Source organism: Pseudomonas sp. 18173, assembly GCF_050432945.1.
Taxonomy (GTDB): Bacteria; Pseudomonadota; Gammaproteobacteria; order Pseudomonadales; family Pseudomonadaceae; genus Aquipseudomonas.
On the sequence record NZ_JBKFTN010000012.1, the window covers coordinates 42,787 to 67,410 of the forward strand.

Here is a 24,624-nt window from a genome sequence, read left to right on the forward strand (position 1 = left end):
TAACCCTTGATGGGAATGGGTGAAGGCCACCCCGGTCGATACGCTGCAAACTCCTGATTACCACCGGCCGCAACAGGCCAGGAGTGCCGCATCATGAGTCGTCACCGCTTGTATTTCAATCTGGGGTCTGGCGCCTGTCTGGCGATGTCGCTGTCGGCGTTTGCGGTCGAAGCCCCGACGGTGCATGTGTACAACTGGTACGACTACATCGGCCCCACCACCCTGCAGGACTTCAAGCGGGACACCGGGATCCAGCCGGTCTACGACACCTTCGACAGCGCCGAAGTGCTCGAAGGCAAGTTGCTCACCAGCCGCAGCGGCTACGACGTGGTGGTGGCCAGCAACTTCAGTCTGCCCACGCTCATCAAGGCCGGCGCCCTCGCCCCCCTGCCCCGTGCGCAGATGCCGGATTTCAAGGACATGGACACCGATCTGCTGGCGAAACTGGCCAACAACGATCCGGGCAACCAGTACGCCGTGCCCTACCTGTGGGGCACCAACGGCATCGGCTACAACGTCGACAAAGTGCGCGCGGTACTGGGTGACAAGGCGCCAGTGGATTCCTGGGACCTGGTGTTCAAGGAAGAGAACCTGGCCAAACTCGGCGAGTGCGGCGTGGCCATGCTCGACTCGCCGTCAGAGATGCTGCCGGTTGCCCTGCACTACCTCGGCCTGCCGCCCAACAGCACCAACCCCGAGGACTACAAGAAGGCTGAAGCGCTGCTGCTCAAGCTGCGTCCGCACATCGCCTACTTCAACTCGTCGAAGTTCATCAGCGACCTGTCCAACGGCAACATCTGCGTGGCGGTGGGCTGGTCCGGCGCGATGCTCGAAGCCAAGGCTACCGCCGAACAGGCCGGCAACGGCGTGAAGATCGCCTACAGCCTGCCGAAGGAAGGTGCGCCGGTGTGGTTCGACACCCTGGTACTGCTCAAGGACGCCCCCCACCCGGAACAAGGGCTGGCATTCATCGACTACCTGATGCGCCCCGAGGTCATCGCCCCGGTCAGCGACCACCTCAACTACCCCAACGGCAACCGCAGCGCGACCACCCTGGTGGCCGAAGCGACCCGCAGCAACCCGGCCGTCTACCCGCCCGCCGAAGCCATGGCCACCCTGTTCACCCTCCAGCCCCTGCCGCCCGCTACCGAGCGCGTGCGGACGCGGATCTGGAGCAAGGTCAAGAACGGCCAGTGACCAGGCACCACAAAACCTGTGGGAGCGGCGGTGCGGCGATCCGACTTGCCCGCGATGGGGCCATCACATCCAACATTGATGTTGTCTGGCATACCGCTATCGCGGGCAAGCCCGCTCCCACAGGTAAAGCATCAGCAACGCGAATTTTTTCTGCCACGATTTGAAGATGAGAAAACCATGAAACCACGTGCCCGCGACCTGAACATCCCGATCGGCCAGCTGCAACCCGGCCCGCTCAATGCCATTACCGACGTCCCCGGCGTACGGGTTGGCCACAGCGATATACGAGGACGCACCGCCAACGGCTGCGACATCCTCACCGGCGTCACCGTGATCGAACCGCGCGCCGGTTCCACCAGCCAGCAACCGTGCTTTGCCGGTGTGCATGTGCTAAACGGCAATGGCGATGCCACGGGGCTGGAGTGGATTCGCGAGGCAGGCTTGCTGACCAGCCCGATTGCCTTCACCAACACCCACAGCCTGGGCGTGGTGCGCGATGCGCTGATCGTGATCGACCGCGAGCAGCAGCCGGATGACGGCCGCCTCTACTGGAACATGCCGGTGGTACTGGAAACCTTCGACGGCTTGCTCAATGACATCAACGGCTTTCATGTGAAACCGGAACACGTGGCCCAGGCCGTGCGTTCGGCGGCGGGCGGCCCGGTGACCGAAGGCAATGTCGGCGGCGGCAGCGGCATGATCTGCCACGAATTCAAGGGCGGCATCGGCACCGCGTCGCGACGGTTGAACAGCGCCCAGGGCGGCTGGACAGTCGGGGCGATTGTCCAGGCCAACCATGGCATCCGCAATGAACTGCGCGTTGACGGGTATCCGGTCGGGCGCTACATGGAACAGGTCGATTCGCCGTTTCTCAAGGCGTCGCTGCCCTATCCGGGCATGGGTTCGATCGTGGTCTGCCTGGCCACCGATGCGCCGTTGCTGCCGCACCAGTGCACCCGCCTGGCCCAGCGCGCCAGCCTCGGCCTGGCCCGCACCGGCGGCGGCAATGAAGACCACAGCGGCGACATCTTCATCGCCTTCGCCACCGGTAACGATCACGTGCCACCGGCCGCCTACGAGAGCAAGAAAGCGCCGACCACCGACAACCTGAGCATGGTCAACAACGATCACATCAGCGAGCTGTTCCTGGCCGCCACCGAAGCCGTGGAAGAAGCCATCATCAATGCCTTGCTCGCCGCCGACACTGCCGAAGGCAACGGGCATGCGGTACCGGGGCTGGATGGCGAAACCTTGCTCAAGGCCTTGCGTCGCGCCGGCTGGCCGGGGGATGCGACTAGCGGTACTTGAGTGAAACACTCGGTCTTTTTAGGATGAACTTGCGCAGTCGCTTGCTTGCTCAAGCCGCTGCGCAGGTGGTGAGTGAACTGAACCCCTACCAAGCTCACCGCCTGCTTCATGCGCATCTTGAGCCTCAACGGCTCTACTTCCTCCCCATCAAAGAGCTTTGAGGCTCTTTTTTTGCCTCTGAAAACCCACACATTCCTGTTGTTGCAGGAGCGAGCTTGCTCGCGAAAAACCCAAGGGCGCCACGTCAAGTCAGGCCGCCCGCGTTATCGTTAACGTCCATCGCGAGCAGGCTCGCTCCTACAAGGGAAGTTGTGGTGTTCAGTTGAACTCGGTCAGACCAACCGAAGTCGAGGACTACTTGCCGGCACCGCATCGTCACCCAACCGCCCCCGCACAAATTCCCGAGCCTTGTGCGTCAACTGGTCCAGGTGCCGATCGCGCTGTTTTTCCGCGTCGGTCATGGCCCGCTTGCCATGCTTTTGCAGCAGATAGGTATGAATCTGCCGCACTTCCAGCGAGCTGTAGATCGACGCCACATCCAGCAGCGCCATCAAGCCATCGGTGGCGTGGTCGCGGGTGTTCATCAGCACCTGGGTCGCACGAACGCCCACTACCTGAAAGCCCATCGCCTCGAAATACGGCACCTTGGCCACCGCGCAGGTCAGTTCGGCATGGGGATAGCGGCCGACCATTTCCCGCAGCATCCGCCGGGCCACGCCCTGACGCCGATACTCGGCCTGCACCGCCATGTACGCCACGCCACACGCCTCGGGGTCGTCCTGCACCGGCAGGTACAGCAAAAAGCCGATCACCTTTTGCGGGTCGTCTTCGTCGGTGGCGACGATCAGTTCCACGGCAATGCCTTTTTCACCGTTCAGCGCTTGCAGATACAGGTGTACCTCAAAGCCGATCGCGTACTGGTAAAGGTTGTACAGCAGGTTGCTTGGCGCGATTGCGACCATGCTGATGTCGGTCAGGTTATCGACCACCATCTGCAGGATCTGGCTATTGATGTGCTCGGGGCACGGGGTCTTGAAGTGGCTGATCAGGGGCATTGCGGTAACAGGCTCCGGGAGGCAAGGGCCGCCTATGATAGCGCGCCTGACACCTGCGCAGTGGGGGGGAATGGGTGGGTGAAGGCCCCCAACATTGAGGCTTTACACCCACTGCGCCACTACGACCAAAGTCCGATACATCAAGCATTTGATATCACACTGATTTTTTTCCCTCCCCGGGGCTGCGCACGATTGGCGCAGCTATTGCAGCGAGCCCATTGCGAACGTCAGCCACACCGGCGCGCCCCCGAGGAAAACAAGATGAAACGCATAACTGACCTCAAGTCGCTCGGCCTTTTCGGGAGTCCGGGCATCGCGACTGTGCTGCTGATCAACGTCGGCCTCGGCACCGTCAACGCAGCACCGCTTGACGATGTCAGCCAGCCGCCGCCAACGGATCCTTCGGCGTATTCCAATCCCGCAGCCGACCCCAAGGCCGCGCTGGATGCCATACTGACCATGCCGCCCGCCAACCAGGGTTCCATCGCCCTGCCCAATGGCGTTTTTGGCACGCGCACCACGCCAACGGCCGACAACGTGCTGCCGCCAGCCCTGCAGACATCCTTCAAGATCCCCACCAATGGCAAACCCAGCCCATTGTTCGGGGCGCAGCCGTACACTCAACAACTGCTGCTGTTCGAAGAATTCGGCACGGAAAAACTCGACCCGACACTGCCGGCCCCGCCCCTGACCTTCCCGGTTCCGACTGTCGGCCCGGCACCCACGCAGGACCCGAACAACATCGCCCGCAGCGGCCCTTCGGCCACGGCGCTGGAAGCCTTCATGCGCCAGCCAGGGCTGTACCCGTTCCCATCGCAGTACTCCAACGTGCTGGACCGCAACCCGTGGAAAGCGCAGATCGAAGCCTTCCTCAACCGCCATCCGGTGGGTTCGCCGGCCGAAGGTCGTCCGCCAGGAAAAGGCTGGTCGCACCAGCGCTGGAACGAGTTCTACCCACAGGTCGCCTTCAAGACCGTGCAAGCGGGCGCCAAGCTCAATGGCGGCATGCGCGACCGTCGCCAGATGCACAACTATGCCGTCGGCGAGTTCGGGCCTGGCGGGCTTTACTACCAGACCTCGGACATCCCGACCACGACAGGCACCACCAAAGGCATCGACACCCGTTTTCACCCCAACATGCCGATCCAGAACCACAAGGCACTCTGGACCTTCGACGGCACCTTTCCGCCAAAACTGTTGATGGTGCGTTACGGCCAACCGGTGCTGATGCGCCACTACAATGCCCTGCCGATCGATCCGTCGGCCAACATGGGCTTTGGCCTGCACACCATCACCACCCACGAACACAACGGCCACTCCCCGGCTGAAAGCGATGGCTATGCCAATGCGTTTTTCTTTCCGGGGCAGTACTACGACTATCGCTGGCCGATGCAACTGGCCGGTTACGACACCATCAACACCAACGCTCAGGATCCACGCGCGGCGTTCCCCTGCGCCCCGGGCGAAACCCTGTTTGTCAACGACGCCACTCCGGGTCTCAAGACGTGCAACAACGGCAGCATCAAGATTCGTGGCGACTGGCATGAAACCATGAGTACCCACTGGTTCCACGACCACATGCTCGATTTCACCGCGCAGAACGTCTACAAGGGCAACGCGGTGATGATGAATTACTACAGCGCCCTGGATCGCGGTAACGAAGCCTTCGAAGATGGCGTCAACCTGCGCCTGCCCAGCGGTTCGGCATTGCCCTGGGGCAACCGCGACTACGATGTGAACCTGGTGGTGGCCGACAAGGCCTGGGACGCCAATGGCCAGTTGTGGTTCAACCCGTTCAACACCGATGGTTTTCTCGGCGATCAGCTCCTGGTCAACTGGCAGTACCAACCACGCCTGAAAGTGCGCGCGCGCAGCTATCGCTTCCGCATCCTCAATGGCTCGGTGTCGCGCTACCTGAGGATCGCACTGGTGCGTGAAGTCGCAGGCAGCGGTGGCGAATACCCGGGTCCCGCAGGTTCCGGCGTGTCTTATACCCGCGTGCCGTTCCACTTGATCGCCAACGACGGCAACCTCATGGAACACGCCGTGCCGTTCGACGGCAGCATGGACCTGGACGGCGACGGCGATATGCAGCAGCACAACGCCATCCTGCCCACCCAGGGCATTGCCGAGCGCTACGACATCATCGTCAACTTCGCGAAAAACGGGATCAGCGTCGGCGACAAGCTGTACTTCGTCAACCTGATGGAGCACCAGAACGGCAAGGGTCCGGAGATTACTCCACTGAGCCTGGCCGATGTCCTGTCCGAGAAATACAAGGCCGTGCTCAAGTCAGGCAGCAAAGGCCTGGAATGGGACAACGGCGACCCAGTGGTGGGCAAGTTCCTGCAAATGGTGGTGCAACCCTATTCGGGTCAGGACCTGAGCATGAACCCCGCCGACTATGAACCCGCCAAACCGGGCAAACCGGTCGGCAAGGTCATGATCCCGCTGACGATCAACCGCGACGATCCGGCAATGCAGGCCAAACTGAAGGCGGCGCGGCACCGCGAGTTCATCTTCGGTCGCTCCGACGGCACCGACGAAGCGCCCTGGACCATCAAGACCGACGGCGGTTTCGGCTACAGAATGGACCCACGCCGGATCAGCGCAGCCCCACAACTGGCCAACGGCCCGACCGATGCCGGGTTCTCCGGCGACGGCACCCTGGAAGTTTGGAAAATCAAGAGCGGCGGCAACGGCTGGAACCACCCGGTGCACGTGCACTTCGAAGAGGGGATCGTCCTCCACCGCGATGGCAAGGCGCCGCCGGAATGGGAAAAATGGGCACGCAAGGACGTCTATCGCATCGGCGAGGGCATCGACAGCTCGGTGGATGTGGAAATGGCAATCCGCTTCCGTGAGTTTGCCGGGACCTACATGGAGCACTGCCACAACACCCAGCACGAGGACACGTCCATGTTGCTGCGGTGGGACATCGAGCATCCCGGCCAGTTCCAGTTGATGCCAACACCCCTGCCTGGCTGGGACGGCGTCACCTACGTCAACTCCGCCGCGCTGCCAACCTTCCGCACCGGCGATACCCGTAACAACGACGGCGATAACAAAAATCCGCTCGCCAACCCCGACAGCGCCGTCAGCAGCAACGGCCAACCGGTGGTCATCAACGTCCTGGCCAACGACTCAGACCCTGACGGTAACGTGCCACTCAAAGTGGTGGGCCTGGAACAACCGGACTCCGGCAAAGGCACGGTCAGCACCAATGGCCTGAACGTGACCTACACACCACCGGCCACCGTCCCCGCGCCGTTCACCGCGACCTTCACCTATAAGGCCGCCGATGCCAAAGGCGCGGAATCGGCACCAACGACGGTGTCCGTGGCAGTCGGCGCAGCGGTCGCGGAGAACCTGATCGTCACCAGCGCGACCGTCACCGCCCGCAGCAACAGCCGCTACTACTGGGTCGTGTCCGGCACCACCTCGCGTGGCACGGGCAATACCATCACGGCGACTGCAACGACCACCTCCGGTCCGGTGAGCCTTGGCGCCGCCACCCTGACGACTACCGCGGCAGGTGCGCGCTGGAACATAGCGGTGACGACCACCGGCAGTGGCCCGTCCCCTGGCGCGACAGTGACCGTTCAATCGGCCTTCGGTAAAACCGTGACCGTACCGGTCCACTAGAGGCGCACCAGAGCGCCGTGATTGACGCCCGGTCCATGCAATGTGGATTGGGCGTTCTTCTTTTATGAATCGCAAGGTGGTACCTCGGTGAATCAGCCCCTCCAGTCACTGCTGCGGCGCCACCATCCGGAAACGGATATTGATCTCGTTGGACACCACACTGTCCGCCCACTCGCCCTCGCCCATCTTGAAGTCGTCACGCTTGAGCACCAGTTCGCCATCGAAGATGCCAATGGAGCTCTCCGATTTCAGCAGCACCGGCACACTCACCTCCCGCGTGAGCCCGCGCAGGGACAATTTGCCGGTGATGGTGTAGCGGTTATTGCCGAGTGCCTTGATGGACGTCGATTCGAACGTCGCCACCGGATAAGCCGCCGTGTCGAACCACGCCGGCTTTTGCAACTCGGTGTTGGCGTCGCTGCTGCCGGCATCGATACTTTTCAGATCGATGGTCAGCGCGGCATGGGCGGCGCTCGGGTTATCGGTGTCGAAGTCGAGCTTGGCCTCGAACTTGCCGAAAGTGCCATAGGCTCTCGAACCCATCTGCTCATAGGTGAAACTCAAGGTGCTGGCCCTGGCGTTCACCTTGTTGTACTCCACGGCTTCGGCGAACGGCACCAGGCCGAACACCAACGTGCAGGCCAGAGCGACGCAACGCGCGGATCGAAGGTTCATGGCACTCTCCGGGAGGGCTCCCGTCCTGAGTTGGCGTGCCGTACACGAAGGCAGGCACCAGATGGACTAAAGCAAACAACTGGTGTTTATTCCACCTCACGCATTGATTTGCAACCACCTGTCAATGGCCGTCAGCACGCCTCGCGCTGCCACGCCCGCTGCAACAGCTCGATCACCTCGGCATCCTGGGTCTGGGTAAAATCCATGTACCAATGCCCGATCGAAGTGAACCACTCGGGCATCAGCGGGCAGACCAGTTCATCCACCTCGCTGCGCAGCGCCTCCACCGTGTCGATCGGCGCCACCGGCACCGCCACCACGATGCGCGATGGCGCCTGCACCCGCAGTGCCTGGATCGCCGCCCGCATCGAAGCGCCGGTGGCCAGACCGTCGTCGATCAGGATCACCACCTGATCCTTCAACTGCACCGGCGGCCGCGTGCCACGGTAGACCTTCTCGCGGCGCAACAACTCGCGGCTTTCCCGTTCGACCACGGCGTCGAACGCGGCGCGATCAATCGGGTGCACCCGCAGCGCCTCCTCATTGAGAATCCGGATACCGCCGCTGGCAATCGCGCCCATGGCGTACTCCGGACGGGATGGCACGCCGAGCTTGCGCACCAGCATCAGGTCCAGGCGAACCTTCAGCGCGGTGGCCACTTCATAGGCCACCGGCACGCCGCCACGGGGCAAGGCCAGAACGATGACATCGGCTCGGTGGGCGTATGGCAGCAACGGCTCTATCAAACGCCGCCCGGCCGCCGGCCGGTCTTGCAGGATGGAATGGGACAAGGGGCTCATGTGAAAACCTCCCCAGGCGATCACGCCTGCATTTTGCAGTCACACCGTCCTTTTGTGGCGAGGGTGCTTGCTCCCGCCGGGCGGCGCAGCAGCCCCAAAAAACCGTCAACGATTACCGAATTCTGTGAGCGCTACGCACTCAAGCGCGAGCAAGCTCGCTCGCCACATGTAGTGGTGCATAGCATTATCCGCCCCCTTCGTCCCGCCTACACCAACCGCTCGATCTTCTGATGCTGCCACACCAGTTTGTAATACAGCGTCTGCAGCACCAGCATCCCCAGGTAGGCCACCGGAAACGCCATCCACACCCCTTGCAGCCCGAACTTCGCATCCAGCAGATACGCCGCCGGCAACTGCACACCCACCACGCACACAATGGAAATCGCCACCGGCACCATCACCGTGCCGCTGGCACGCATGATACCGCCGATGATCGCCTGGAAGCCGAACACCAACAGGCTCCAGAGCATGATGTGCAACAGGTGCTGGGCCATGGTCCGCGTCGCCTCTTCAGTGAGGAACGACGCCAGCAGCCAGTGCGACAGCAAGTACCCGAGCACCACCAAACCACCGGTCAGGCACACATTGATCATCAGCCCCGTGCGCAAGATCGGCGCCATGCGCTCGATGCGCCCGGCCCCGATCGCCTGCGCCCCGAGGATCGATGCGGTAATGGCGATCGACAACGCCGGGAACTGCACGTAATTGACGATCTGCGTCACCGCGCCATAGGCCGCCGTCGCCTGGGAACCGTGCTGGTTCACCAGCGCCAGGATCACCAGTTCCGACAGCGACAGCACCACCATCTGCAAGCCGGTGGGCAACCCGATGCGCAACACCTTGCCGAGAATCGCCATGTCCAGCTTCATCGCCGCAAAGAACTCACGGTCCGGCGCCAGCGGATGGCCCTTGCCTATCAAGCGCCACGCCAGCAACCCCATCGCCACCAGGTTACCCACCAGCCCGGCAACTGCCGCACTCTGAATCCCCATGGGCGCAAAACCCAACCAGCCGCGAATCAACGCCGGCGTCAGCGCCAGCCCGACAATGGTCGACACCACCAGCGCCAACAACGGCGACAAGGTATCGCTCACCCCCCGCAACAACTGCGTGAACAACACAAACACCAACAGCGACGGCATGATCCACAACATCACATGGGCATAGGCCACCGCATCGTCGAGCACATCCGCCGGCGTCCCCAGGCCCACCAGCGCCGACCGTGCAAACACACTGCCCACCACCGCCGCCACTAACCCGATCAACACCCCCAACAACAACGTCGCCCCGGCAATCGCCTTCACCAGATGCGTCTCCCGCGCCCCCCACGCCTGCCCGATCAACACACCCGCGCCCGCACCGAGGCCGATGACCAGGGCGATGAAGAAAAACACGATGGGGAACATGCCCGACACCGCCGCCAGCGCCTGGGTGCCGAGCATCTGGCCGATGTAGATGCTGTTGACCGTGCCGGACATCGATTGCAGGAAGTTCGACAGGACCATCGGGGCGAGGAACAGCAGGTAGGTTTTCCAGAGAGGGCGTTGGGGGGTTGCGGTTTGCATTCGGGAAGGTCCATCTAGACGGCGTGAGCAATGATCAAGGATAGCGTGGGTGGCTGAATCCAAGGAGCAGTGAACATCTCAGGTCTGTGTTTGTATTTCCAGCGACGTGATGTGAAAGGTCTGAAGTTTCATCGTCACAGGTCCTACAAGAAGCTCGGAATGCCTCACCTTCCCCCGCTGATCCAGTGCGGCTTATAGTCGGCGCCGTCGCCCAAAAGGCGATTCGGGTTTGGCGACCTGATAACAGAGAGTGCGAGAGCTATCCGCTTCATTGCAGGTATCATCGCACCCGCAAAGCCGCTGTAATGGCGGCTGTGCGCGGGAGACCTTCGGGTCTGCCGGTTTTCTCTGTTGCCGGTTCGCCAACCTGCGCACAGCTGCCACCCAATCGTTTGGCGACGACTGAGTGGAGGCCTTGAGCCAATCAAACAGAGATCTTCACAATGAATCGATATATGCCTCTCACCGGAATCGACCTGGTTCCGGCCTCCTTGCTCATCGACACCCAAGCCCCGCTCGACGTCTTGCAAGCCATGGCGGATTACCGCATTCGTACGGTCACGCAGGTGTTGGAGAACATCGCCTACCGCGCCGAAATTGGTTGCGACACGGTGGTGCTTTCCGACTTTTCTAAACTACTGGCCATTCCGTTAAGGGATGGTTGTGATTTGATGGATGTGATTGGGCGGCGATTACGGGCGCAGGCGGCGCAGTGAATGTACGGGTGCTGAAGGCACCCGTTTTTTTTCCTGCGAGAAAGCGGCTTTTTTCTCTGTCTCGTCCCGAGTAAGGTTTACACCGGCTTCAGGATTGGACAGTGGCAAAAACTCCGTCTGCATTCGGTTGCTGCCCATCACGACAGGCAGAATCAGCCAATCTCTGGCCTTGCAGACCGGCTGCCAGAGGGCCACTTTTCCACTGCTATGCTGAAAGTATCTGTTTCCGTACCAGAGACGAACAGCATGGCGACACAAGGCAAGCATTCCCCGTACATGCTCAAGGCCATGGCCTGCTCGGCTGGAGCTCTGCTTGTCGCCGGGGCTGCGATAATGCTGCTCGACATTTACTTCGGCCTGACGTTGTTGGCAGATACCAGGGGCTGGCTGCTACGTTTTCTGGATTGGCTTTTGCTGGAAACGCCTATGCCGAATTGGTCGCTGCTGCTGATTATCGCGATTTTAATCAGCACGCTAACTGTAGCGATTTACTACACCCGCACTACTGATGAGACTTACGGCGAGTTGCACGAGATAGAGCGAAAGATTTACAAAAAGAATAACCCTCAGTTTCCAAAGCTGACAGATAACCAAACGCTGCTGATGGAAGCTTTGGCCTATCATGCGAACTTCAGAAAAGTTGCAAATTTAAACTCGGTTTGCAAGCTTGTTTCACTCAGCACGTTAGAAGTCGAAACCGGTCTGAAGCAACTCCAGGCCAAACGCCTCGTGAAACAAAACGTTACGAGAGGTACGTTCGGCGCCACCACTTTTGAACTTACTTTGGCAGGTAAGGATTATGCGTTAGAGCGACTTGATCTAACGTAGTCTGGACACACGGGACGTAGCAACACAGCCCACAGTCGATTAGCTAAACTTCATCAGAAACCCACTTCGCGAATCCCTGAAAATTCAGGAGGCGAACCATGAGCAAACAACCGCAACCCCAAAGCCGCTCCAACCCCCAACCCAGGTCCCGCCCGCTTGTGCCGAACCTGCCGAGCAAAACCGGCAACAAGTCCGGTGGCTTGCGCGGCAACTATCCGTCGAAGAAATCGTAATGGCCTCGGGAGCACGACAGGCTTTGCAATGGAGTCTGTCGTGCTCTCCGCCAATTCAGCATTACTTGCCTCTATATCGGACATTGTTTTCCACGAACGACGTCGTACCTGCCAAGAATGATGGCCAAGGGCTACGCTCCTCACGGTGTCCTGAATACAGCTCAAACATGCCACCCACTGATTCGCATCCCTGACGCTGAAAACGTCTACCCCCTTAACATACCCAAGCCTTCGCGATGTCCCGTGTTGCCATAGACCCTGCGTTTTCCTGGCTCATTTACATGGAGTAAGCGTACATGCCCTTCCCCCCTCGTTTCCTCGACCACTACCGCAAAGCCGACCGCATCATGCTGGGCCTGATCTGGTTGATGTTCGCTTTCGCGGTGGGCCTGGCGTTCTGGCACGACACCTTCATGCAGGCGTTGCTGGTGGGCGGTGGTACCAGTTTGCTGTTGACGCTGTTGTATCGCGCCATCGGCGGGTCGCGCTGGATGCGCTGTTTGCTGGGCGTTGGCCTGATGGTGATGGCCGCGCTGCATATCAATCAGGCCGAGGGGGTCATTGAGTCGCACTTCGGGATTTTTGCGTTGTTGGCGGTGCTGACGTTTTATCGGGACTGGCTGCCGATCCTGGTGGCTGCGGTGACGATTGCGCTGCATCACGTGGTGTTTCATGTGCTGCAGCATCAGGGTTTTGCGGTATATGTGATGGCCCATCACGGGGGCTGGACGATGGTGTTCGTTCACGCTTTTTATGTGGTGATGGAGACCGTCGCGCTGCTCTATCTGGCGGTGCACAGCCAGGCCGATGCGGTGGAGAGCCAGGACATGCTGGACAAGATGCTCGCCACTACGTCCCAGTTCACCGTCGGTGCCGGCCAGGGTGACAAGGCGCGAGTGCATGTGTCGCTGGCCCAGCGTTTCGATCAGTTCCTGATGCAGATCACCGCGTTGGTGGACGGCGTGGTGCGTGACTCTCAGGGGCTGGGTGAGCTGGGCCAGGAGCTGGCCAAGGCCAGCAACACGCTGGAGAAAGGCGCGCAGCATCAGTTGACGGAAATCGCACAGATGACCGGGTCGATGCAGCGCATGGGCGATGCGATGGAGCACATCGTGGTGCATGTCGAGCATGCCGTTGAGCATGCGGGCCAGGCCACTGTGCAGATCACCCGCGGGCAGGAAAGCGTGAACCGTGCGCAACAGGAAATCACTCAGTTGGCCTCGCGTCTGCAAGGCACCAATGAAACCGTGCAGGTACTGGCCGGGCAGGCGCAGCAGATCGGTACGGTGCTGGAGGTGATCAGCAGCATTGCCGAGCAGACCAACTTGCTGGCGCTCAATGCGGCCATCGAAGCCGCCCGCGCTGGCGAGCAAGGCCGGGGTTTTGCGGTGGTGGCCGATGAAGTGCGCAGCCTGGCGCAGCGCACGGCGGTGTCCACCAAGGAAATCCGCACCATCATCGAGGCCCTGCAGCAGGGCAGCCGCAAAGCCGTGGAGGCCATGCAGGACAGTCGCGAAGGCGTGGAGCGCTGTGTCGAAGACAGCCAGTTGGCGGCGGCGATGTTGCAGGCGGTGGGCAGCGACATCTCGCAGATCGATGCGCTCAACGGACGGATTGTCACTACCACCCGCGAACAATCCACGGCGAGTTTCGAGATCGTCGGGCGCTTGCAGTCGGTGCAGAGCATTGCGCAGAACACGGCCAATGATGTGCAGACGCTGGCGTCGAGCAGTCGGCGCCTGCCACCTATTGCGACTCGGCTGGATGCGTTGGGGCGTACCTTTCATCAGTGATTGCGCCGTGGTTTGCATGAACAATTGTTCATCGTGCAGATCACGGCCTTGCGCCTGTTGATGTCGCGACCTCCTCTGAACCGGCGCTAATGGTTTATTCGCAATCTACTGACAATCCCATCACATTTCGCCCGATAGCCTTGTTGCTCCAGCCGCTTCTCCGTCGCCACGGTGAGCGCAACGTGCGAAACAATAATGAAAAACTCGTTAGTCAGGTTTGTGAAAAGTGACCGGGGTGCGCTGATCCTCTTGCTTGGCGCATCCGCGCTTCTTTTGCTGTTCGGATTGGGTGCAAGGGAGCTTTGGGGGGCGGAAACCCGCTGGGCGAATATCGCGTTGCAGATGTTGCAGACCGGCGACTATTTCGACCCTTACCTCAAGGGCATGCCCTATTACGACAAGCCGCTGCCGTCCTATTGGTTGATTACGGCCACGGCCCATTTGATGGGTGGCCTCGGGCACTGGTCGCTGCGCCTGTCTTCGGTGCTGGCGGCGTGGTTGAGTGTGTGGCTGGTCTACCTGATCGGTGAACGGCTTTATAGCAAGGGCACTGGCCTGATCGCCGGCTGGTTTCTGGCGACGACGTTCTTTTTCGTGTTCTGGGCGCGGGTCGCCACGGCGGACGTGCTGACGGTTTGCGGAGTGCTGGCGGCTGTCTGGTGGTATTGGCGCGGCCCGGATGACACACGGCTGAGTCGGTACTGCGTGTTTTTCCTGATGCTGGCACTGACCTCGCTGTTCAAGGGCTTGATCGGGTTCATCCTGCCGGGGCTGATGCTGTTGCCACATGTGCTTGGCGAGGGGCGCTGGAAAAACCATCTCAACCCACGCCTGGTCCTGGCGATGCTGGTGGGCGGCGTGGTCTACATGCTGCCGTTCCTGTTGTCGCACCGTTATGGCACGCCGACTTTCGGGCCAAGTGGGCTGGGCCTGGTGTTTCAGGAGAACGTGGTTCGATTCTTCAAGCCCTTCGACAACATTGGCCCGATCTATACCTATCTGCTGTATCTGCCGGTCTATACCCTGCCCTGGGCACCCTGCTGGATACTCGGCCTGTGGGTGGCGGTACGCGGCTGGAAGCACACCGAACCCAACGTTCGCTGGCTGATCCTGGGCCTCGGCTTGTTGTTCCTGTTCTTTACCGCCAGTGGCAGCCGGCGCAGCTATTACGTGTTGCCGCTGGTGCCGTTTGCGCAACTGCTGGCGGCCTGGTGGGTCACCCGGCGCATGGCCGCGCGTGAGGCGGCCGGTAAAGTCAGTGGCCCCGGCTGGACCAAAGGCATCGCCGGTGCGGCGGGGTTTCTATTTCTGGTACTGGGCGTTGTCTATCCCTGGACCAACGGTGGTGGCGGCGTCATGCAGTTCACCCGGGATGTGCGCGCCGAAGCCATCAAGACCGCGCCGTGGAACGAATGGCGCATGGTGCTGGTGGATGTCGACAACAAGCTGCCCATGTACCTGCAAAATCACGGCTCGCCGTTCTACTACGTGCTCCCTGATTCGGACATTCCACAAACCGGCGACAGTGCTGCGCTGATGGCGTGGCTGGAAAGGAAAAGTGGCGAGACCTGGAATCCCGAGCGCACGATCATCGTGGAGCAGTACAAGGACCTCAAGCAATTGCCGCTGGATTATCTGACGGCGGACCATCAGTTGATCACGACCAAGCCGAACAACGGCGCCCGGCTGTTTCATTCAAAGGAAAATGGCAGCGCGGCGTTTATTCCCCATGGGAAAACGGCGGTGGCTGGGCAAGCGGTAACGCAGGCTTTGGATCAATGATGTATTGAAGTGAGCTATCAATAAAAACGGGCGCGTGCGGGGCGCCCATTTTGTTCATGCGCGCGAGCCCGCTGGTCGCACCGACATTGATCTGTAGATTCAATCTATCTACATTTAAATCTACAGATGCAGATAGGACACACAAACATGGCCGTCCCCATCCAAGCTCAATCCTTCACAAAAAACCAATGCGTCACCGGCCTGCGCGCCGCCGTGGGCATTCTGGAAAAGTGGAAGGCCACCGGCGATCAGGCCTGTCGCATCCTGCGCATTTCCCGCAGCACCTATACCCGCGCTCGTCAGCGTGACCCGGATTGGGCGGTGGCGCTGGATGCGGACCAGATGCAGCGCATCAGTTTCGTGCTGAACATTCATGCAACGTTGCGGCTGGTGTTCGACAACCCGGACAACGTGTATGGCTTTGCCTCGATGGCCAACGACAACGAGTTCTTCAACGGGCGTTCGCCGCTGGAGATCATGGCCCAGGGCGACATGATTTCGCTGTATGAAACCTTCCGCCGCATCGACATGTTGCGGGGGGCGCAATGGTGATGGTGAGTGAACTGGCGGTGTTTGCCGGCCAGTCGCTGCAGGCTTATCGCCTGGTCAATTCGAAGTTTCCGCCCATTGCATTGTTTGATGACGTGGCGGATGCGAATGAATTTGAAGTGTTGTTCGAGATTCAGGCGCTGACCAATCCGCGGTTGAAGAATGAAGTGGGTCAGCTTGAGTTGATTGCGCGCAGCGAGATTCCGTTCGGGATTGCCGGTTGCTCCTACGCCATCGCGCCGTTCACCCATGTGAATCCGGCGGGCTCGCGTTTCAGTGACGGCAGTTTTGGCGTGCTGTACCTGGCGGACTCGATGGAAGCAGCGTTGGCCGAAGTCCGGCATCACCAGGCCCTGTATTGGTCGAAGGTGCCGAGCCTGAACTATGAGCGCTTTGTGTTTCGGGGGTTGGCCTGTGCGTTTGGCGATGGCGGGATGAAGGACGCTACGGCCCTGCCGATGAGCGACCCGGTGTATGCGCCGGACGACTACAGCTATTCCCGTGTGCTGGGGCGGGCGGTGCGCGACGCCGGTTGTCCCGGTTTGCGATATCACTCGGTGCGGATGCCGGGCAGTCATTGCTGGGCATTGATGACGCCACGAGCGGTTTCGTCGATTGTGCAGGCGGCGCATTACGAGATGGTCTGGAATGGGCAGATCACCAGCGTGAGTCAGATCAGCGCGGCCTGATTGCCCCCCACTGTAGGAGCGAGCTTGCTCGCGATGGTCGTTAACGATGACGCGTGTTTACTGGCTAAACGCGGCGCTCTTGAGCCCATCGCGAGCAAGCTCGCTCCTACAATGAGAGGGGTCATTCTCGTTTGAGTGGACAGCATTGGCCTCAACAGCGGGGCTTTTTCGTGCTGGTTTCAATTCGCCGGTTACTCATGCACTTTCGCGTATCGCGAGAGACCGATCTCAGAATAGACAGGGTGCCCCCCGACAAACGGTACCAACTTTTCGCTGTAACCTGTCATTTATGACAGTTGTCACCCCCCAATTAATACCCCCAAATGGACCTGTCATCTGCAGGGGTGGACTTGCTCCATTACTTGCGATGACTTGAAGCTATCAAACTTTCTCTTTGGAGTTGCCGCCATGATTGAATTTCAAAACGATATGATTCGCAAGGCCAGACTTGAGAACGATAGATCCCGTACGGGCAACGTCGAACTCCTGCCTGCACCAATGGTGATGGATCGCCATGAAGTTACCGGCATTATTTTTGAAAGCGAGATCGAAGAGTCGGGGGCAATTACTCGACTGGCGGTCTATCCAGGCATGGCGCGTGGCGACCGCATAGTGCTGACCTGGCAAAACACTGTAACCGCGAACAAATTCTCAACCGAGCTGAAAGTCAGCGATCCTGAATCTTTTGTCGACTTTAGAATACCGAAGAGCTTTGTGTGCGATTACATCGGTTCTCTCGGAAGATTTCAGGTCACGTATGAGGTCCTCCCTGCTGCCGGTGGTTCCTCGCAGCATTCCGAATCTACCCGCGTCATATCCTCAATTATAGAGGGATCCGTGATCCCCGCCCCAACGGCTCCCGAAGCTAAAGATGGAAACCTGAATTCGCAACATGATTATCCCAATGGGTTGACCATTCACATCACTGCCGGTTGGGCACTCACCTGCAATTGGACGAGCTACGGTCGGGATGGCAGAATCCTTTATTTTGAAAGGTGGTCACCGCAAGATTCCCCTATAACGGTCGTAGTACCTGAGATACTGGCATTTATTGAGGCAGGCGGAGAAGTTCGTGTCGGCACTCTTAGCGACAATCCGGAAAATTACATTTTCGACTCTGTGCCTCTAGTTCTAAAGGTGTTGTAACGCTCGACTTCGAAAAAAATCGACACGCTAAAACCAATACGGCGCCTTTGCAGGCGCCGTATTAGTTTTCGATTAGAAAAGTACGATACTCGTTAGTCAGGTTCATCCTCTACTGGATACAGATTTTTCTCAATTGTTCCTCCCCCATTGACTGCGTCGATAGTCACCATTGATTCAATGAAGTTCTCTTAAAAAATCTGCGGCGTAACATCTGCTCCATACCAACCCATAAGCACCCCGGAGCACACGATCATGAAACGCCAGACCCTCCTCAGCATCGCTTTCTCGGTTTTCGCAGTTAACGCTTTTGCCGCTGCCCCTGCTCAACCTGTGGTCGCTGAAGGCGGCTCGGATCGTCTGATTGAAAGCCGTGTAGCCGAGGGTGGTTCCGATCGCCTGATCGAGAATCGTGTGGCTGAAGGTGGTTCGGATCGCCTACTGGAAAAACGTGTTGCTGAAGGCGGTTCCGATAAGCTGCTGCAGAACCGCGTCGCTGAAGGCGGTTCCGACAAGCTCCTGCAGAACCGCGTTGCCGAAGGCGGTTCCGACAAATTGCTGCAAAACCGCGTCGCCGAAGGCGGTTCGGATCGCCTGATCGAAAGCCGCGCTGTCTGAATGCAGTGTTTCACCGCAGGACTCAACAAAAAGCCCGGCCTCAACAGCCGGGCTTTTTCGTGCGGGTCATCAATTCGCCGCTTGCTCATGCACTTTCGCGTATCGCGAGAGGCCGATCTTGATGCCGACCAGGATGGGCGCGGCAAAGATGAACAGCAGGGCCACGGCGAAGAACGCCGTATCGAAGGCAATCACCGTGGCCTGACCTGACACCGCTTTGCCCAGCAGGCTGGTAGCTGCCCGGCCAGCGGCCACCTGATCCATGCCCTTCCCTGCCAGCATCGCGGTTGTAGTCATAAGCCGTTCGATAAGCACGTGCCCTCCCGGGTTGACGTTGGCGCCCAGGACCACGCCATTGCTGACCACCTGATGGTCAATCAAGGTCTGTAGCCCGGCGACCCCCATCAAGCCCCCCAACTGACGCCCTGTATTGAACAGGCCGATGCCGCTGGCCAGGTTGCGGCTGTTGAGGTGGGTGAAAGCGATCAGCGTGATCGACAGAAACAGGAAGCCCAGGCCCAGGCCGCGCAACAGGATGGCCGCCATCATGTCGTCGCTGCCGCTTTCGCTGGTGGAGCCGGACAGCATCCACATCGCCGCCATGATCAGCAGGATGCCCAAGGGCACGGTCGCCACCGGCGGCACGCGGCGTACCTTGAACAGATAGGCAGCGATGAGCAGCGAGCCGACAAAAAAACCGCCACTGGGCAACAGGAGCAAACCGGCATCTGTCGGTGTGAAGACAAGTACCGACAGGGCGAACGCCGGGATCAGGTACGCACTGCCGAACAGCGCGGCACCGGCAACGAAACTGACGCAAAAAGCAAAGGTGAAATCGCTTGATCTGAACAGGCTGAAGTCGAGCAGCCCCTGGCCGTTGGCCAACACCTGTTGGCCGAGAAAGGCCAAGAGCGCGGCGGCACCAATCACCGTCAACACCAGGATGCGCGGTTCCTCGAACCAGTCCCAGCGATTGCCCTGGCTGAGCACATAGGTGAAGCAGAACAGGGCCGCAGTCAGCAGCGAGACCCCGAGCCAGTCGAACGAACGCTGCCGGACCCGGGCGGACACGGGGTGGTCGGCGATGAGCAAGAGGCCGGTCGCTGCCAGGGCCAGCGGCACCACGCTGAAGAAGATCCAGGTCCAGGACTGGCTGTCGATCAACCACCCTTGCAGGGCTGGCGCGAGAGTCGCCGACGCGACCACCGCGGCCATGGCGAACAGGGCCTGCAGGATCGGCTGAAGGGCACGCGGATAGCCGCGAAAGATGATCGCCTGCCCCGCCACCAGCAGCGCGCCGCCAGCAAAGCCTTGCAGGATGCGCAGTGCGATCAGCAGCTCCAGCCGAGCGGTGATGGCAGCCACGCAGCACGCCAGGCCCATGACCAGGGTGGCGCCGATGATCACGTTGCGAGCAGTAAACCGCTGCATCAGCCAAGGAGCGATCATGAACCCGATCAGCTTGAGCGCGATGTAGCCGACATCCAGCCAGGCGAACTCATCGGGCGTGGCATAGGTGTCGCCGATGATGTCGCTGCGGCCGAGAGCCAGCACGGTGCTGGCGATCGCTTCCGTCAATGCCGCCAGCACGATGCCCGTGATGAGCAGGATGCCGGTCGACGGCCTGGCGCGGCTCATGACCCGGCCCCTTGCGATACCTCCACCCGCGCCGACAGCCCCGGCACGATGCGCCCCGGCAGGGGGTTGCCGGCCAGGCGGATCTTCACCGGAACGCGCTGCACGACACGCACAAAGTTCCCGGTGGCGTTGTCGGGCGGCAGCAGGCTGAATGCCGAGCCACTGCCCGGTGCGAAGCTGTCGACCACACCATCGAGTGCTGCGTTGGGGTAGCCATCGACCGTGACGCGCACGGGCTGGCCGGGGCGAATCCGTTCGAGCTGGGTTTCCTTGAAGTTCGCCACGACCCACACATCGTTGACCGGCACGATATCGAGCAGGGATACGCCCGGCGTGACAAAGCGGCCGAGGCGGACCTGACGGTTGCCGACCACGCCATCCACCGGCGCGTGCACCACGGTGTGCTCGAGATCAATCCGGGCGAGCTCGCGGGCGGCCTGCGCCTGGCTCACCGCTGCCACGGCCGCCTCTCTCTCGGCCACCAACACCGCGATGTTTTGCTGTTGCGCCTCGACCGTTGCCGAAGCGGCCGATACCGAGGCGGCGGCTCTGGATTGCGCCGTGCCGGTTTCATCGACCAGGGCCTGGCTGACCGCGTTGCTGACGATCAACTTGCGGCTGCGGTCGTGGGTCTTGGTCGCCAGGCTCATGTCGGCGGTGGCCGAGCGTCTTTGCGCTTCGGCCTGCCGGATCAGCGCATGCTGAAGCTGGATTTGCGCATCGACATGGGTCAGGCGCGCCTGGGCAGCGCTGACATTGGCCTCGGCTTGCGCGAGTCTGGCGCGATAGTCGCGGTCATCGATACGAAACAGCACATCACCGGCGTGCACGGCCTGATTGTCCTCGACCTCCAGCGCCGTGACATAGCCGGCGACCTTGGCGGCCAGCGAGGTGACGTCTCCGCGGACATAGGCGTTGTCGGTCGAGGTCACGCCACTTGAAAACGCCATCGCCCCCCAGGCCGCCACGACCACCAGGGCACTGACGCACAGCAACAGGCCGATGGTCTTGCGCCGGCTACGTCGTACCACGACGCCCGGGGTGCTGGTGCTGGCGGCAATGGCCGCGTTGTCCTGGAGCGAGTTCATTTTTTCAGTTCCTGTGCAGTGCCTGGAACTCCGGCAGCCATAGGGCGGCAGTGATCTGCCGCCCGGCTGTGGAGCCCTCATGAGCGCGTTGACCGGCTCACTGTTTGATCGGTGTCACGAGGACCTTTTCGTCGGTGTCGAGGACGAACACCGCCAACAGGCGTGCAGGTAGGGTGTCGCTGGCGTTGGCGCTGACCAGGTGCACGGAGCCCGGCTCCTCTACGAAGTTTTCGCCGACGTTGTAGATCTTTTCCGGCTGGCCTTTGACCTGGATGCGAAACGAGCCCTCCAGCACCGTTGCGTAGATGAAGGCCGTTTTCGGATGGGTGTGGGCCGGTGACGCGGCACCCGGTCCGTATTCGACGACCACGCCCCTCATGCTCTTGCCGGGGATGTTGGGAATGGGACGGTCGAACACCACCGTCACCTTGCCTGGGGGCGACTCGGCGGCCGAGGCGGCGCTGATCGAGAGCACTGCGAAGACGGCGGCCATCAGCAATCGGGTAAACATGGGATTTCTCCTGGATTCGTGGGAAATACAAGGGTGCGATCCGTTACTTCGCCGTCGACCGGGCCAGCCAGTCGTCGAAGCGAATTGCCCCCAGGCGTGCGTTCTTGCCGGTGACCAGCGATTGGTCATTGAGCACTGCACCGAAGTAGCGTGCATGCACGTCCGGCACGACCTTGCGGTTGTCCCGGGTCGCCCGCAGATAGCGCCTGGCCAGTTCGTCGATCGGCATGGTTTCCGGGCCGCCGACTTCAACCGTGCCATTGGCCGGCGCTGCCAGCACGACATCGGCCAGCGCCGCGACCACGTCGTCGGACGCGATCGGCTGGATCAGCGCCGGCGAAGCATGAATTTCCTCGCCAACGGCGAACGACTCGACAATGCCGCCGGCAAACTCGGAGAACTGCGTGGCACGCAAAATGGTGTAAGGCATGCCCGACGCCTTGATCAGGGCTTCCTGCGCGACCTTGGCCCGGAAATAACCGGTGTCGGGAAGTCGTTCGCTGCCGACAATCGACAGGGCAACATGATGACGAACCCCGGCAGCGGCTTCGGCGGCCAGCAGGTTACGGCTCGACGTTTCAAAGAAATCGAGAACGGCCTGGTCCTCCCACGACGGTGCGTTCGCCACATCGACCACCACATCAGCACCATCCATCGCGGCGGCCAGGCCTTCGCGGGTGATGCTGTTCACGCCCGTGCTGGGGCTGGCAGCGAGCGCGTCATGGCCGCGCTCGCGGAGGGTGTTCACAAGTTTCGATCCGATGAGGCCGGAGCCTCCGATGACGACGATCTTCATGACTTTTCTCCACTTGTCGACTGCAACCATTGCGTCGGTGTAGAGAGATTGCCTGCGCGCACCGGGCAAGTCCTTGCCCCGGGCTTGGGTTTACCTTGGCGGGCGCTTGGAATTATGTCCAAAGCCGATGATATTCGTCCCGCCGCCCTTGTCGCAGACGGTGCAGCGGCTGCCTGGCTGCCGTATCATTTGCCACAATTACAACCGCCAGCCGCCTGGGACACGGAGTTGAGGGCGCTTCGCCAGGGGATACTCAACTTGCCATTCACGTTTGAAGACTACGTACTCGATCAGGAGCGCCGGGAGCTGACCCTGCGTGGACAAGTCGTGGCCGTCGGCCCGCAGGTCTTCGACCTGTTGCTGCTGTTCGTCAACAATCCCGATCGCGTCGTCAGCAAGGACGAATTGCTCGAGGCGGTATGGGGCGGGCGAATCGTTTCGGAGTCGACAATCACCAGCCACATCAATGCGGTACGCAAGGCCATTGGTGATACCGGTGAGGAGCAGCGCCTGCTGCGCACCGTCGCCCGCAAGGGCTACCGCTTCGTTGGCCGGATCCAGGTCGACACGACCGGGGAAGCGCTACCGCCGGATATCGATGAACGCCTGATCACCGCCCCGGAACAAACCCCCTCCCCTACGCTCGTCCTGCCGGAAAAACCCTCGATCACTGTCCTGCCCTTCCAGAACCTGAGCGGTGATCCGGAGCAGGAATACTTCGCCGATGGCGTCGTGGAGGACATCATCGCTGCCCTGTCGCGTATTCGCTGGCTGTTCGTCATCGCGCGCAATTCGAGCTTCACCTACAAGGGCCGTGCGGTGGACGCCCAGGGTGTCGGCCAGGAACTGGGCGTTCGCTACGTGCTCGAAGGCAGCGTGCGCAAGTGCGGGAACAAGGTGCGCATTACCGGTCAACTCATCGATGCGACCAGCGGGACGCACATCTGGGCGGAACGCTTCGAAGGCACGCTCGACGATATCTTCGAGCTGCAGGACCAGATCGCCGAAAGCGTCGTCGGCGCGATCGCGCCACAACTGGAACGGGCGGAAATCGAACGCGCCAAGCGCAAGCCGACGGAAAGCCTGGATGCCTACGACTATTACCTGCGCGGCACGGCAAAACTGCACAGCGGCGGCCGGGAAGCCATCGAGCAGGCGCTGCCGATGTTCTACAAGGCCATCGAACTCGATGCGGAGTTTGCCTCGGCCTATGGCATGGCCGCCTGGTGCCACTTCTGGCGCAAGATCAATGGCTGGATGATCGATCGGCCTGCAGAAATCGCCGAGGGCATACGGCTGGCGCGCCTGGCGGTGGCCCTGGGCCGCGATGATGCCGTCGCGTTGACGCGCGGCGGACATGCACTGAGCCATCTCGCCGGTGAAATCGACGGCGGCATTGCACTGCTCGACAGGGCGCGCCTGCTCAATCCCAATCTCGCCCCCGCCTGGTTTCTGGGCGGTATCCTGCGGGCGCTGCACGGTGAAACGGACGCCGCCATCAAGCATTTGAACCATGCCGTTCGCTTGAGCCCGCTGGATCCGGAAATGTTCAGGATGCAGGTCGGGATGGCGCTCGCGCATTTCTTCGCCGGCCACTTCGATGTCGCTGCAGACTGGGCGGAAAAGGCGCTGGGCAACCTGCCCAGCCTGCTGCCCGCGGCGACGCTGGTGGCGGCCAGTCATGCACTCGACGGGCGTATGGATAAAGCGAGGTGGGCGATGCAACGCCTGCAAGCGCTGGATCCCTCATTGCGCCTGTCCACCCTCAAGGACTGGCTGCCCATTCAACGGCCCGAGGACTTCGCCCGATTCGTCGATGGGCTGCGCCTGGCCGGGCTACCGGAGTGAAGGCCCCTGACCTGTACCTGTACCTGTACCTGTAGGAGCGAGCTTGCTCGCGAAGAACTCAAGAGCACCGCGATTAGCCAGTCGCCCCTCGTAATCGTTAACGACCATCGCGAGCAAGCTCGCTCCTACAATTGCAACGGTAGGCTA

The 24,624-nt window shown here is 60.9% G+C and carries 21 protein-coding genes; 13 read left to right on the forward strand and 8 right to left on the reverse strand.

Features of this window, described 5'->3' with window-relative positions:
- The first annotated feature begins 93 nt into the window (after positions 1 to 93).
- Positions 94 to 1,197 carry an extracellular solute-binding protein gene (locus ACLD1X_RS15065; protein ID WP_429368898.1) on the forward strand — a complete coding sequence of 368 codons (1,104 nt, stop codon included), beginning with the start codon at positions 94 to 96 and terminating at the stop codon, positions 1,195 to 1,197.
- Between the two features lie 177 nt (positions 1,198 to 1,374).
- A complete protein-coding gene (locus ACLD1X_RS15070) occupies positions 1,375 to 2,505 on the forward strand; it encodes a P1 family peptidase (protein WP_429368900.1) in 1,131 nt (376 codons plus the stop codon).
- Positions 2,506 to 2,837: 332 nt separating this feature from the next.
- Here the strand turns inward: ACLD1X_RS15070 and ACLD1X_RS15075 are convergent, their stop codons facing one another.
- Positions 2,838 to 3,560 (reverse strand): GNAT family N-acetyltransferase, encoded by a 723-nt coding sequence (locus ACLD1X_RS15075; protein ID WP_429368902.1) that lies wholly within the window; start codon positions 3,558 to 3,560, stop codon positions 2,838 to 2,840.
- Positions 3,561 to 3,821: 261 nt separating this feature from the next.
- On the opposite strand from ACLD1X_RS15075, the gene ACLD1X_RS15080 reads away from it, so the two are divergent.
- Entirely contained in the window at positions 3,822 to 7,205 is a 3,384-nt protein-coding gene (locus tag ACLD1X_RS15080; RefSeq protein ID WP_429368904.1) for an Ig-like domain-containing protein, read from the forward strand.
- A 105-nt stretch (positions 7,206 to 7,310) separates the two neighbouring features.
- Here ACLD1X_RS15080 and ACLD1X_RS15085 read toward each other — a convergent pair whose 3' ends face one another.
- From ACLD1X_RS15085 to ACLD1X_RS15095, 3 genes are all read right to left on the reverse strand, one after another.
- Positions 7,311 to 7,880, reverse strand: coding sequence for a YceI family protein (locus ACLD1X_RS15085; protein WP_429368906.1), 570 nt, complete (start codon positions 7,878 to 7,880; stop codon positions 7,311 to 7,313).
- Positions 7,881 to 8,011: 131 nt separating this feature from the next.
- Entirely contained in the window at positions 8,012 to 8,680 is a 669-nt protein-coding gene (locus ACLD1X_RS15090) for a phosphoribosyltransferase (protein ID WP_429368908.1), read from the reverse strand.
- Positions 8,681 to 8,886: 206 nt separating this feature from the next.
- Positions 8,887 to 10,245 (reverse strand): MATE family efflux transporter, encoded by a 1,359-nt coding sequence (locus ACLD1X_RS15095; RefSeq protein ID WP_429368910.1) that lies wholly within the window; start codon positions 10,243 to 10,245, stop codon positions 8,887 to 8,889.
- 443 nt (positions 10,246 to 10,688) lie between these two features.
- Here ACLD1X_RS15095 and ACLD1X_RS15100 point away from each other — a divergent pair, with 443 nt between their 5' ends.
- The 9 genes from ACLD1X_RS15100 (at position 10,689) to ACLD1X_RS15140 (ending at position 18,596) form a co-directional block, all read left to right on the forward strand.
- Positions 10,689 to 10,961 carry a hypothetical protein gene (locus ACLD1X_RS15100; RefSeq protein ID WP_429368912.1) on the forward strand — a complete coding sequence of 91 codons (273 nt, stop codon included), beginning with the start codon at positions 10,689 to 10,691 and terminating at the stop codon, positions 10,959 to 10,961.
- 246 nt (positions 10,962 to 11,207) lie between these two features.
- Entirely contained in the window at positions 11,208 to 11,789 is a 582-nt protein-coding gene (locus ACLD1X_RS15105; RefSeq protein WP_429368914.1) for a hypothetical protein, read from the forward strand.
- A 98-nt stretch (positions 11,790 to 11,887) separates the two neighbouring features.
- Positions 11,888 to 12,022, forward strand: coding sequence for a hypothetical protein (locus ACLD1X_RS15110; RefSeq protein WP_008017234.1), 135 nt, complete (start codon positions 11,888 to 11,890; stop codon positions 12,020 to 12,022).
- Positions 12,023 to 12,318: 296 nt separating this feature from the next.
- Positions 12,319 to 13,815 (forward strand): methyl-accepting chemotaxis protein, encoded by a 1,497-nt coding sequence (locus ACLD1X_RS15115; RefSeq protein WP_429368916.1) that lies wholly within the window; start codon positions 12,319 to 12,321, stop codon positions 13,813 to 13,815.
- 195 nt (positions 13,816 to 14,010) lie between these two features.
- On the forward strand, positions 14,011 to 15,597 hold the full coding sequence (locus tag ACLD1X_RS15120) for an ArnT family glycosyltransferase (protein WP_429368918.1): 1,587 nt from the start codon (positions 14,011 to 14,013) through the stop codon (positions 15,595 to 15,597).
- A gap of 147 nt (positions 15,598 to 15,744) precedes the next feature.
- Positions 15,745 to 16,149, forward strand: coding sequence for a hypothetical protein (locus tag ACLD1X_RS15125; protein ID WP_429368920.1), 405 nt, complete (start codon positions 15,745 to 15,747; stop codon positions 16,147 to 16,149).
- Entirely contained in the window at positions 16,143 to 16,835 is a 693-nt protein-coding gene (locus ACLD1X_RS15130; RefSeq protein WP_429368922.1) for an RES family NAD+ phosphorylase, read from the forward strand. The genes ACLD1X_RS15125 and ACLD1X_RS15130 overlap by 7 nt, the downstream gene beginning before the upstream one ends.
- Positions 16,836 to 17,243: 408 nt before the next feature.
- On the forward strand, positions 17,244 to 17,981 hold the full coding sequence (locus ACLD1X_RS15135) for a hypothetical protein (protein WP_429368924.1): 738 nt from the start codon (positions 17,244 to 17,246) through the stop codon (positions 17,979 to 17,981).
- A 252-nt stretch (positions 17,982 to 18,233) separates the two neighbouring features.
- Entirely contained in the window at positions 18,234 to 18,596 is a 363-nt protein-coding gene (locus ACLD1X_RS15140) for a hypothetical protein (RefSeq protein WP_429368926.1), read from the forward strand.
- Positions 18,597 to 18,665: 69 nt separating this feature from the next.
- Here ACLD1X_RS15140 and ACLD1X_RS15145 read toward each other — a convergent pair whose 3' ends face one another.
- The 4 genes from ACLD1X_RS15145 to ACLD1X_RS15160 form a co-directional block, all read right to left on the reverse strand.
- Positions 18,666 to 20,234, reverse strand: a complete 1,569-nt coding sequence (locus tag ACLD1X_RS15145; protein WP_429368928.1) for a DHA2 family efflux MFS transporter permease subunit — start codon at positions 20,232 to 20,234, stop codon at positions 18,666 to 18,668.
- The gene (locus ACLD1X_RS15150; RefSeq protein ID WP_429368930.1) at positions 20,231 to 21,322 is read right to left on the reverse strand and encodes an HlyD family secretion protein; all 1,092 of its coding nucleotides are present in this window, start codon (positions 21,320 to 21,322) and stop codon (positions 20,231 to 20,233) included. The genes ACLD1X_RS15145 and ACLD1X_RS15150 overlap by 4 nt, the downstream gene beginning before the upstream one ends.
- A 97-nt stretch (positions 21,323 to 21,419) precedes the next feature.
- On the reverse strand, positions 21,420 to 21,833 hold the full coding sequence (locus tag ACLD1X_RS15155; RefSeq protein ID WP_429368932.1) for a cupin domain-containing protein: 414 nt from the start codon (positions 21,831 to 21,833) through the stop codon (positions 21,420 to 21,422).
- Between the two features lie 43 nt (positions 21,834 to 21,876).
- A complete protein-coding gene (locus tag ACLD1X_RS15160; RefSeq protein WP_429368934.1) occupies positions 21,877 to 22,629 on the reverse strand; it encodes an SDR family oxidoreductase in 753 nt (250 codons plus the stop codon).
- 258 nt (positions 22,630 to 22,887) lie between these two features.
- On the opposite strand from ACLD1X_RS15160, the gene ACLD1X_RS15165 reads away from it, so the two are divergent.
- Positions 22,888 to 24,477 (forward strand): winged helix-turn-helix domain-containing tetratricopeptide repeat protein, encoded by a 1,590-nt coding sequence (locus tag ACLD1X_RS15165; protein WP_429368936.1) that lies wholly within the window; start codon positions 22,888 to 22,890, stop codon positions 24,475 to 24,477.
- Positions 24,478 to 24,624: the final 147 nt, after the last annotated feature.

What these genes read in the sequence shown, in the direction of transcription:
- ACLD1X_RS15065 (WP_429368898.1), top strand. Translation starts at nt 94, where the DNA reads ATGAGTCGTCACCGCTTGTATTTCAATCTGGGGTCTGGCGCCTGTCTG.
- ACLD1X_RS15070 (WP_429368900.1), top strand. Translation starts at nt 1,375, where the DNA reads ATGAAACCACGTGCCCGCGACCTGAACATCCCGATCGGCCAGCTGCAA.
- ACLD1X_RS15075 (WP_429368902.1), bottom strand. Translation starts at nt 3,560, where the DNA reads ATGCCCCTGATCAGCCACTTCAAGACCCCGTGCCCCGAGCACATCAAT.
- ACLD1X_RS15080 (WP_429368904.1), top strand. Translation starts at nt 3,822, where the DNA reads ATGAAACGCATAACTGACCTCAAGTCGCTCGGCCTTTTCGGGAGTCCG.
- ACLD1X_RS15085 (WP_429368906.1), bottom strand. Translation starts at nt 7,880, where the DNA reads ATGAACCTTCGATCCGCGCGTTGCGTCGCTCTGGCCTGCACGTTGGTG.
- ACLD1X_RS15090 (WP_429368908.1), bottom strand. Translation starts at nt 8,680, where the DNA reads ATGAGCCCCTTGTCCCATTCCATCCTGCAAGACCGGCCGGCGGCCGGG.
- ACLD1X_RS15095 (WP_429368910.1), bottom strand. Translation starts at nt 10,245, where the DNA reads ATGCAAACCGCAACCCCCCAACGCCCTCTCTGGAAAACCTACCTGCTG.
- ACLD1X_RS15100 (WP_429368912.1), top strand. Translation starts at nt 10,689, where the DNA reads ATGAATCGATATATGCCTCTCACCGGAATCGACCTGGTTCCGGCCTCC.
- ACLD1X_RS15105 (WP_429368914.1), top strand. Translation starts at nt 11,208, where the DNA reads ATGGCGACACAAGGCAAGCATTCCCCGTACATGCTCAAGGCCATGGCC.
- ACLD1X_RS15110 (WP_008017234.1), top strand. Translation starts at nt 11,888, where the DNA reads ATGAGCAAACAACCGCAACCCCAAAGCCGCTCCAACCCCCAACCCAGG.
- ACLD1X_RS15115 (WP_429368916.1), top strand. Translation starts at nt 12,319, where the DNA reads ATGCCCTTCCCCCCTCGTTTCCTCGACCACTACCGCAAAGCCGACCGC.
- ACLD1X_RS15120 (WP_429368918.1), top strand. Translation starts at nt 14,011, where the DNA reads ATGAAAAACTCGTTAGTCAGGTTTGTGAAAAGTGACCGGGGTGCGCTG.
- ACLD1X_RS15125 (WP_429368920.1), top strand. Translation starts at nt 15,745, where the DNA reads ATGGCCGTCCCCATCCAAGCTCAATCCTTCACAAAAAACCAATGCGTC.
- ACLD1X_RS15130 (WP_429368922.1), top strand. Translation starts at nt 16,143, where the DNA reads ATGGTGATGGTGAGTGAACTGGCGGTGTTTGCCGGCCAGTCGCTGCAG.
- ACLD1X_RS15135 (WP_429368924.1), top strand. Translation starts at nt 17,244, where the DNA reads ATGATTGAATTTCAAAACGATATGATTCGCAAGGCCAGACTTGAGAAC.
- ACLD1X_RS15140 (WP_429368926.1), top strand. Translation starts at nt 18,234, where the DNA reads ATGAAACGCCAGACCCTCCTCAGCATCGCTTTCTCGGTTTTCGCAGTT.
- ACLD1X_RS15145 (WP_429368928.1), bottom strand. Translation starts at nt 20,234, where the DNA reads ATGAGCCGCGCCAGGCCGTCGACCGGCATCCTGCTCATCACGGGCATC.
- ACLD1X_RS15150 (WP_429368930.1), bottom strand. Translation starts at nt 21,322, where the DNA reads ATGAACTCGCTCCAGGACAACGCGGCCATTGCCGCCAGCACCAGCACC.
- ACLD1X_RS15155 (WP_429368932.1), bottom strand. Translation starts at nt 21,833, where the DNA reads ATGTTTACCCGATTGCTGATGGCCGCCGTCTTCGCAGTGCTCTCGATC.
- ACLD1X_RS15160 (WP_429368934.1), bottom strand. Translation starts at nt 22,629, where the DNA reads ATGAAGATCGTCGTCATCGGAGGCTCCGGCCTCATCGGATCGAAACTT.